Source organism: Antarctobacter jejuensis (assembly GCF_052266595.1).
GTDB lineage: Bacteria > Pseudomonadota > Alphaproteobacteria > Rhodobacterales > Rhodobacteraceae > Antarctobacter > Antarctobacter jejuensis.
Genome location: NZ_JBQQXJ010000029.1, coordinates 22,222 through 32,545, shown reverse-complemented (window position 1 = coordinate 32,545; position 10,324 = coordinate 22,222). Strand labels below are relative to the sequence as shown.

Annotated in this window: 2 protein-coding genes and 1 pseudogene; 1 reads left to right on the top strand and 2 read right to left on the bottom strand. The window is 61.1% G+C overall.

From position 1 onward, the window contains the following. A pseudogene (locus tag ACTXGA_RS23635) lies at positions 1-260 on the top strand (hypothetical protein); the annotation flags it as partial. A 74-nt stretch (positions 261-334) separates the two neighbouring features. On the opposite strand, the gene ACTXGA_RS23630 reads toward ACTXGA_RS23635, so the two are convergent. Continuing rightward, positions 335-4,996 (bottom strand): DUF3320 domain-containing protein, encoded by a 4,662-nt coding sequence (locus ACTXGA_RS23630; protein WP_443397175.1) that lies wholly within the window; start codon positions 4,994-4,996, stop codon positions 335-337. A 162-nt stretch (positions 4,997-5,158) separates the two neighbouring features. Further along, a complete protein-coding gene (locus ACTXGA_RS23625; protein ID WP_443397174.1) occupies positions 5,159-10,321 on the bottom strand; it encodes a hypothetical protein in 5,163 nt (1,720 codons plus the stop codon). Positions 10,322-10,324 lie beyond the last annotated feature (3 nt).

Here is a 10,324-nt window from a genome sequence, read left to right as displayed (position 1 = left end):
CTCAAAAATCCCATGTCGATCACTCCATATCTCCCCGACCAAATCCGTCGGGGCAACGTGTTCACATGGGTCAGTTCTCAGTGAAAATCTGGGGGGCTACCGGGTCACTTCTCAGCGGAAATCAACACACAGCGCTCTGGCTGCAGACGATGGTGGTGCTGACCGTTGGCGACACAGTCGAGCTGCAGGGCAGTTTCCGTGCGCAGGACGGGTATTTTGCAGCAGAGCAGACGTCCTTCTGGGGTGCCAAGATCGGCTGAATGAGGTGTTCCAACGACCCGAGGACGGCTTCAGCATCTTGATCGCGACGATGGACAAGAAGCCTTGCTGAGAATTACACCTGTTTGGAGAGCGTGCCGTCAATCACTCCGCGCAGATCCGCTCCTACCCGGGCGAAGCCGAGTAGCCGAGCGGTGGCCACGATCAATTCCTCACGCGGCATATCCCCACTTTCGGCGACCACCCGGGCAGCGGCCGCACGAATCTCGACCGGCGGCAGGTGCCCGGCCGTTCCTGGTGCGGTGGGCGCGGACCGATCACGCACAGGCGGGTCATCCTGCTGTGCCTTGGTCATCGCGAACTCCCTGTCAGCGAAGATCCCGCCCGAACGCGTGGCGCTCGCGAGCGCTCGGTCCGACGCCTCGCGAATGCGCCTGCCAGTCCGGCTCTTGCCGAACGCTTCAGCTACCCTGCGCGCGATCAAGTCGCGGTGGATCGGGCCCTCCGCCTGAACGATCTTCGTCACAAGGTCCGAGAGCAGATGTAGCGGCGCCTCATGCGGCTCGAAGCTCGCTTTCACGGTGAAGCTGGAGACTTCGTAAGCGGACGCGGACAACTCGGGTGGCGGGGGCAGCACGGTTTCCACGTCCGGAGCAGTCTCGGGCTTTTCCTCAACAGGCTTTAATCCCTCTCGGTTTGCTCCCGTGTAATGGGGCCCATCGGCCTGTGCGGCCTCCTCGAGCGCGGCTCGAAGGCGGTCGATCTCTGCGTGCCGTCGATGGAACCAGTCCGTACTCCAGATCCGGTGGAACCTCCAGCCAAGCCCCTCGAGCACGTCCTGGCGCAGCCGGTCGCGCTCCCGCGCCCAGAGCGCCGAATGGTAGGCGGACCCGTCGCACTCGACAGCGAGGATGTAACGGCCGGGCTGGTCGGGGTGCCGGACCCCGAGGTCGATCCGGAAGCCCGCCGCACCAACCTGGTGATCGCAGGGGTAGCCCATGTTTCGGATCACGCTGGCGACGTCTTCTTCGAAGGGGCTGTCAGCCGGCGCGCCGCTCGCTTCCGGTTGCGCAAGTTGGCCGGAGCGGGCGAACTCAAGGAAACGCTTGAGCACCCGCGGCCCGTCACGGCTGGTCCTCGATGTGTCGATGTCGTTCGGGTCGAACGAGCAGAAGACAACGCAACGGGTCCGTGCCCGGGAGAAGAGCACGTTGAGCCTCCGCTCGCCCCCCTCGCCGTTCACTGGCCCGAAGGACATTGAGGCGAGCCGGCCGTTCGGCTCGCTGGGTCCGTAGCCGACCGAGATAAGGATCACGTCGCGCTCGTCGCCCTGCACGTTCTCGATGTTCTTCACGAAGACGTCCTCCGAACGTCCCTCGCGCAGGAAGGCGTCGAGGATCTCGTCCTCGCGTCGGGCGATCTCGAGGGCCTCCGTCAGCATGTCGGATTGCGCCTTGGAGAAGGCGACGACGCCCAGAGACAGGTCTGGACGGCTCCGGGCGTGCTCGGCCACGGCGCGGGCCACCGCCTCGGCCTCGATCCGGTTGGTGCCGGGTCGCCCGCCGCCGCGAGAGCGGCTGGAATAGACGCCGGGCACCCGGCGGAACGCGAGCCCGTAATCGGGATCGTTCTGGACCGGCGACGGGGGAAGGATCAGCCGGTGCTCGTAGAACTCGGCGTTGTTCACGGTGATCAGCGATGGGTCGCGGGATCGATAGTGCCATTCCAGCATGGCCGGATTCAGCCCCCGCGCCTCGCAGAGCGTCAGCACGCTCTCCATCTCGGTGGCAGAGGCAGTTTTGATCTCCTCCTCGTCTTCCCCGTAGTCCTCCTCGTCAGAGCCGGCGACACGGTCGAAGAAGCTGGTGGGCGGGAGTTGTTTCTGGTCCCCCACCACGACGATCTGGCGGCAGCGTGCAATCGCGCCGAGCGCGTCTTCGGGCCGGACCTGGCTGGCCTCGTCGATCAGCAGCAGGTCGAACTCTGTCGCGCCCGGCGGCAGGTATTGTGCGATGGAGATCGGGCTCATCAGCAGGACCGGCTTGATCCGCTGAACCATCTGGCCCGCCGCGCGCATGATCTGCCGGATCGGTTTTTGACGGCGTTGCTTGGCCATCTCGCCGCGCAGGAACCCCATTTGGCCTGACGCCCCCGTGGGCAGCTGGGCGAGGTGCTTGGCGCGCACGAGCCGGCGGGTCTCCTCCATCCGGGCCTCCTCGAGGCCGCGGAAGGTCTCCACGAGCGCGTGGCGGTCGAGATGGGCGAGCCCGTCGAGATCCGGCATGGCAGCGCGCGCAGCTTCCCAGCGGGCCTCGGCACTGGCATAGAGGAACTCGTCCATCGCCTTTTCCGGTCCGATCACACCCTCATCGAGAAGGGCCAGCAGCGGGGCGAGACCGTCGGCTTCGAGCTGGGCCGACAGGGCGGAGAGGCGCGACCATTCCCCGTAGCGGCCTATCCCGTCGCGCATGCCGATGATCCGGGATTCGATCCCTGCGAGGGTCTGCCCGTCCCAGACGAGGGCAAGCCGGTTCTCGAGCTCTGCAAGCGCCGCCCGTGCTGCGTCCAGCGCGAGGGCCAACTCCGCTGTGGCGTCGGCCGCCGCGCAGATCCGGTCAAGCGCTTCGGATGTTTCGATCGTAGCGACCCCGGTGAGACGGGCCAGCCAGGCGGCCTGCGCCTGCAAAGCAGCGAAAGGGGTGCGCTCCCCGCGCCAGTCCGGCCCAAGCAGGGAGGATAGGAACCCTTCCTCCTCAGTGAGCGTCTTTCGGAGGCCTCGGACGTTGATCAGGGTGTCGACGAGCCTCAGCCGGTCGGCGGGCGATTTCGGCAGGGCCCCGGACAGCAGGGTCGCAAGCTCCCGGCTCGCCCCGCGATAGGGTCCGAAAAGGCGGGACCAGAAAGAGCCGACCCCGGGTGCTAGTCGTGCCCTGAGCGGTGCCGGGTCCAATCCGAAGGCGGCCTCGGTGAAGGTCGCGCCGGCGTCGTTGCGCGCCGCGGCCCAGGCAGACCCAGCCGAAAGCGCTTCGCCGAGCCGCAGGTCTGCGGCATGGGCAAGAAGTGCACCGGTTGCCGTGCGGGCCTCATCGGGTCGGTCTCCGGCCGCGATCAAGAGAGCATGGAGGGTCTCACATTCCTCGAGGTTTCCCGGTGAGGGCCGTCCGGCTGAATTCGCCACACGGGTCGCCGTCTCGCGCAGGGTCATGACCGCATCGGCCGCGCGCGCCAGATCGGGTTCAAGCCGCTGGAGGTCTGTGGGCTGTAGCGTGGTCGCCCCGATCCCGAAGAACGGGTGCTCGGCGCGCGGGCCGGTCCGGGCCAGCAACTCCGCATAGGCCGCGATCCGGTCCGCCAGGTCTCTGCGCGTCGCTTCGTCCAGGTCGGCCAACCCCTCGCGCGGGAGCCGTGGCGGGGGCGCGTCCTTGCCGACGAAACGGGCGATTTCGGCCATCGCGCGGAATGGGGTGAACCCGTAGCCGGGGACCGGCTGATGCAGCAGGTCCGCCACTCCATTCAGCCGATCACGCGCTTCGCGCAGCGCTTCTGGCGGTCCGGGCATCTCGGGGATAGCCGCGCCGGCCGCCAGCGTGCGCGCCAGCTCGTCCAGAAATGCCCGCTTGTTGGCGGCGCGCGAGTGGATCTCGAGGCAGAGATCCCCGAGCCCCACCTTGCGCAGGCGGTCATGCACGACCGAGAGCGCAGCCATCTTCTCTGCCACGAAGAGGACCCGTTTGCCGTCATGGGCGGCCGCGGCGATGATGTTCGCGATCGTCTGGGACTTGCCTGTACCGGGTGGTCCCTGCACGACGAGATTGCGGCCGGCGCGCACCTCTTCGATCACGCGGGTCTGCGAGGCGTCCGCGGGAACGACGTGCAGAAGGTGGCCCGGTTCCAGCCGCAGGTCGAGCCGTTCCTGTGGGCCGAAGAGGGGCGAGGACCGCTCGAACCCGCCGTCGAGCAGCCCGGCCAAGACCGGATGCGACTCGAAGGCGTCCTCGGGCCAATGCTCCGGTTCGAGGTCCCGCATCATCAGGAGCTTCGAGAAAGAGAAGAAGCCCAGCTGCATCCCGTCCCGGTCGATCGACCATCGTGCGCGCTCCTCGATACGGTCGGAGAGCTCTTCGAAATAGGACTCGGGGCTGAAGTTCTCGTCATCAATGATTTCCGGCAGCTCGAGCCCGAAATCCGCGCGCAGCCGTTCCTGCAGGGGAAGGTTTGTGACGATCTCAGTATCGCGGGCGCGCAGGTTGAAGGTGGCGCGCCTATCATCCCGGACGAGTTCGACGGGTACCAGGATCAGGGGAGACTCGCGCATGACATCCGAGCTGTCGTTCTCGTACCAGCGCAGGAACCCCATCGCGAGGTAGAGAATGTTGACGCCCTGCTCCTCCTCCGCGGTTCGTGCGTCTGTGAAAAGGCGCAGGAGGCGGCGCTGCAGAGCCTCGGGGCCGAGCCGGGTCTCCAGCAGTAGGTCCCGATACCGGGCTTCGCGATCCTCAGGGTCTTCCGCATCATCGGCCAACGCTAAGAGAAGCGGCTCATCCTCGGGCTGATCCTCCTCTTCCTCATCGCGGGGCTGAAAGCGCATCTTCTTTCCTTGCGTCTTCAGCAGGTCGAAAACGTCTGCGCTTCGCTCCTCTACGATGTCGAGCACATTGGCGCGCTTCGCGAACCGGTTGACATGGATAAGGCGGTTCCTGGTCCCCGTTTCCACGAGCCGGCGCCGGGCGTCCTCGAGCAGGCCGGAGAAATTGGTGGAGCGGGGTTGGTCTTGCATGTGCCTGTCTTCCGAAAAAATGTGACTACTTGCCAATCCAGGCTAAGCTCTTCGTCCCATACCAGAATCTTGCAGATCTGCAGCCTGCACCGAAAGCAATCTCTGGTCCACAGGAATGCAGGCTATTGGAGAGGACGGCGCGCAGCGGCACAGCACACGTAGTCAAAGCTGGGCTACCGTCTGTTTCGCTATCTCTGATAGCTGTCGAGTGCGGCTTAATGAGAAGGGCGGGATCTGTAAGAGCGCATTGCTTTCTGGCGCGATCGCTTCGAGTTTCTTAGCAATTTCGGTGCGATGGCCCGTGAGCGCAATAATGAGGGGCCGCATTTCCCTCGAAACAACCTTTGGCTGTGACCGGATCTCTTCCCAGGCGCTGTCGGAGTGACGTACGACCCACGGCAAACGCAACAGCCCGGCTGTGGCAAGGATTCGAGTTGCAGGATCGAAAGGCACCTGTAGCGTCTCGGGAGGCCGGTCGAAGACGGCCCAGCTTTCTCCGAGGTGAAGCTTGCGCGCCAATCCGTAGGCACCAAACGCACGCCAGAACCGCACAGCGTCAAGCTGCCATTTGCGACGGCCTCGCTCACGCAAGAGTAAATCTATCCGATGAATAAGCGAAGCGGGTGCGCGATCGCCGGTTTGTTCAGCGAGCATCAGCAAATCGAAAAAGACATGCTCTGGCACGATGTTTTCGATCCCGGTTGTGCTAAACAGACTTTCCCTTATCAACGCCGACCGTTTTATTTCGCCAGATCGATGGAGCATCATGGCCAACGCAGGTGCGAAGCTCAGATCCTCGATCTGTCGGTGCGACGAAAGACGCTGAGCGATCTTTTGGGCATCGATACTCTCCGCTACCCTCGGAAGAGCTTTGCTCTTGCCCTGTTGCATGAGTTTCTCAAGCAGCATGAGGATTTCGACTAGGGCGGCCGGTGAACGAATGTTGGCGATTTCATGGGCCCAAACCCTAAAAAAGGTGCCAGTGTGATCTCCGATCCCGGGCCAAGCCAATTCCAGGAGATTGGCCGACATCGCATAGCTGCGTGGGTTCTGGAGTGCGCGCAATCGGGCCAAGAGGATACTGCGGTAGATCGGCGGCTGCCCCGCAAGTACAGTGCGCCCAAGACCACGTTTGATCTTTTCGCACGCATGGATGATCTCAGCCACCGCCTCAGGCGTGCTTAGTGCGAGGTTGAGCTTGAACCGGAGGATCTCGGCGCCAGCGCGGCTCTCTATAAGGCCGATCGTTTCCTCGCGGTCCAGTTCGCTGAGAACCATCAGCGCAGACGCGGCTGAACCGAAAGTCGCTGCACGCAGAGCTGCACGCTGAGTTTCCCAACTGAACTGCTTGAAAAAGGCCGCGGCCTTCTCGGGGTCGAACTCGCGATAGGTAGCGCCTACGGCGCGAATGGCTCGCAGGGCTTGTTCGCCATTGCGCGGCGCTGCCAGGGACAGCGCCAGATCGTCGGCGAAGGCCTCAAGGTGTACCTCTCTGACGAAATCCGACCCGATCCCGGGCAGCATCCTTCCGAGCATGTGATACGCTTCAAGAGCGTCAATGCTGAAAGCGGATTCCATCCCCTCGCGGATATCATTCCGAGCGAAGGTTCTGCCCTCGACGATCGCGTCTGCAAAGACTGGAGCAGCTGTTTCGTCTGTCAGTAGGAAGACGCAAAGCGAAGCCGACCACTTCTGAAACCGCCTGTCCGCGACAGCGTTCTTGAGATGATCGAGGATATCGTCACGCACATCATTCAGCCACTCATGCCCGATCTGCACGAGACCTTGCAAGATAAAATAGATGAGGGCACTGCGGTTTTCCCGGCGGACGCGATCGACAATCCAATCCTTCCCAATATGCGCGAGGAAGCGTGCGCCAAAACCCTCGCCAAGATCGGTGGCGACAATTTTATCAAGCTGACCAGCGGCCCGCAGGATACGCCCTGCGTTGCGCAAATCGCCCTCGGCTTTGACGCGTCGGGCCAGATAGTTGGTGAGGGGCTCATTCGGCTTAGCGCTTGAGCCTTCCTTATATAGAATTTTCTGGGCGTTTGCGATGTTCCAGCGTTGCATCGCGAACAGAACGTCTGATATGTCGCTCAGAGTAGCCGAACTGCCATCGGAGATAAATGAATCATCTCTGAATAACCGACTTTGGGCGACGATATTGGTGGTCGCCGGCGGCAGTTGATTGTAGATCGCTCCAAGTGCCGAAATTATATCACGCGCTGAGGACACTTCGGCAAGACTGTCGAAGATCTCCGCGAGAATTCCAACATCTTCTCGAAGATTGAATCCTTTTACCTCTAGCATGAGGCAGGCCCAATCGGCAAAGACCCACATTTTGCCAAGATTGCGGTCGTTAAAGGCACGTTGGCATTCCTGAAGGGAAATTTCTTTGATTTGAGACTCGGCTCCCGTGAATTCTTCGTGCAGCACGTCGTCCTCTTTGACGAAAGCATTTGAAGAGACTGTGATGCCGATGAGGTCGAGCATGTTTCGCAGATAGGAATACTTCCTGTCACCGAGTGCGTGCATACCCTTTTTTAGTTCGGGGAACACTGAAACTGCCTCGGCTATCATCTCACTCATATGCAGATTGAGCATCCTTTCAAACACTCGCAAGCGCTGAAAGGGATCCTTCTCCAGTTGGAAAACCCGACATGTGATGCTTTTTCGCGCAAGCACATGTAGGTAAGCAGACCATTGCTGCGAGACTTTATACTGCAGTGCGAGGATCTCTTCACGCCTGTCGGCATCGGCTGCGGAGATAAAGGTAGCCTCGAGGAAATCGAGTTGGTGTTCTTCAACCACTCGATAGCAAAGGAGCAGGCGTTGGCATGAGAACTCGAGATTGCGGACGTTGGCCTCGTTGATCATGCTGTGCACCATGTTCGACAGCAGGTGCAGCCGATCGCGCGTCCGAAGTGACCTGCCTAGCGCAAGGATCAGTTGAGCGAGGTCCCAAGGCTTGTCAATAAACGCGCCCTCAAACATCCTAGCGAATTCAGTGGGGTAGCTTCTCGACAGACGTGCCTCTAGCCACTTGTCGTCTATCCTGTCACCACGGAAGATGATCTTGAGTGTAGTCTTCCATGATGCGCCGAGTTCGCGAATTATTGCTGTCAATCGACGCGCCTTTGCGGGCCGATGCGCAAGCACCGAGTCCTTAGGCGGCGAAATGACGTGGGCGATAATCGGCAAGATGGCCTCTGCGCCACGGCCCTGCTCAAGGTGATTGAAGTCGTTTCCAGCCGTGTTGGGATCCCAAAGCGCCATCTGTGCAGCAATTCGGTGGGCAATCCGCAAAAGCCCATCGCTCGTCCGTATCACCTGGAATCGCTTACGCGTCTCTATCGACAAGGTGTCGCAGAGCTCTTCTTCGCAATTGATGGCGTACAACGTGGCGTAAGCCAGCCGTTGAAGGCTTTCTATCTCACGCTCCTGGACCTCGGACATCAACCAATCACGGTAATCCTCGATCCGGTAGCCAGTTCGTGCGTATTCACAGATCCAGAATAGGTCAGCGGTAAGGCCGCGGTGGTGTGCTGCATCACCGATGGAGCCGGCGTAGTCCTGTCGTAGGGCTTCGGGCGTGGCCCCCCGTCGCGCGAGCATTCCAGCGTATTGCTGACTCAGCGCGTCGACGAAGTCGGCGATGTCTTCGACCGTAAAGATCGATTGAATGTCAGCACCGCCCGGCGGATCCCAATCGCTGGAGATGTCGGACCGGCGGACAAGGAGTAGATGCGCACGCAATTCGCCCGACATGGAGCTGACCGTTTTGGTCAACGCGTGCAAACCCTCGTTATAGGTCAACCCATCGACGACAATGAGATGGTTTGCCGCCGCACCACTGGTTTTGCCAAGTTGCGCCGACGCCATTTTGAGTCCGCTGGTCAGGCTGATCGGGTCTGTCTCGTCTGAGATGCAACGAACGACCTGAGTCGACCAATTTCCTGTCGCCTCCAGCCTTTCGGCCACGTCATATGCCATCCAGGTCTTACCCGACCGCGCAGGCCCTCCGATGTGCCAGACGGTGGGTTCCGGAGTCTCAATGATCTGAGTTGCGAGGGATGCAGCCTTGTCCGTGCGCACGAAGACGTCATCGGTGGTTGGCATTGTCCCGTCCTGCCAACCATAGGCCAGGCCAACTTCGTGCAACGCCTGTTCGATTGCGGCTTCGACTTTCCGAGTATAGTCCGCCCCCCAGAGGCGCACCGCAACCTCGTCCAAAGAAGCACCCTCGGCGATGATGGCATCGAGCCCAGGTAGCCCAAGATCTTGATTGGTGACCGCAACCAGCCGGTCATAGCTACCCTCTTCGAGAACAGCGGCAAGCTTGCCTTCTGCGTAGCGAGCGCCATCCGCATCGATTGGAAGGACCCTGTAATTCTGGTCCATCTCACCCGAGACTGCACAGAGAGGTGGATCGAGTTCGAGCACGCGCCGCAAAGTCTCTACCGCGACCGGCAGGGCTACCGAGCCGCCAGTGAGCAGCGCAGGAGGAACGACGTTCTTAATGACCAGCCTCGGCTTGCCTTCAGGTGGTCCGAAACCGAGCCGCCGGAGGAGGCGCGCTGCAGCCTCGAACCCGCGCTGGACCCCGGTTTCGAAGCTTCGACTGCTGACTCGACTAGAAAGGATTTCTTCGTCGCCACCGTAGCCCGGCCAATCGATCATTCGTATCGGCGCAGCCTCGAAAGAGAGATCTGCGGCGTAGAGCGCCCACTCCAGCCCCCCGTCCGCATCTTCGACCACAGGAATATCGACGCGGCGTAGACGACGAAGGACTGTCTCACTGAGCTGAACAGTATGGATATCTAGCGGCGTATCCTGTTCACTCGACCGCGCGGCGAGTCTTGCCTGTTTTGGAAGCTTAGCCAGGTCGATCCGCGGGCTGGGCAAGGTCTTTGGTAAGATGTCCTCGAGGCCAATAAGAAAGTACATTAAGCTCTCGGGCCAGCCGCTGCCTTCTGCTTCATTATCGCTGCGTTCCGCGTCGTTGTTGCGGCGTTCCGCTTCCCTATTTTGACGTTCTGCCTCCTTATAGATTCTCTGTAAAGCGCCATTTTTTCTACATAAATTTCTGACTAGCGACTTCGGCAATCCGACCGACGGAAATGTTTCAGCGTCTAGATCGATGCCTTTTTCACCCAGAAATGCAAAGAGATTGTTCGCAATGGACAGCGCTCGGGCAAAATCGGCACCAGATTCACGATCACGAAGAGCTTCATGGATCCCGAGCAGGGAACCAGTCACGACTTCGGAAAAGGAATACCAATGGCCATCCGAGATCAGGGCCAATTCCTCCGAACGGTACATGGA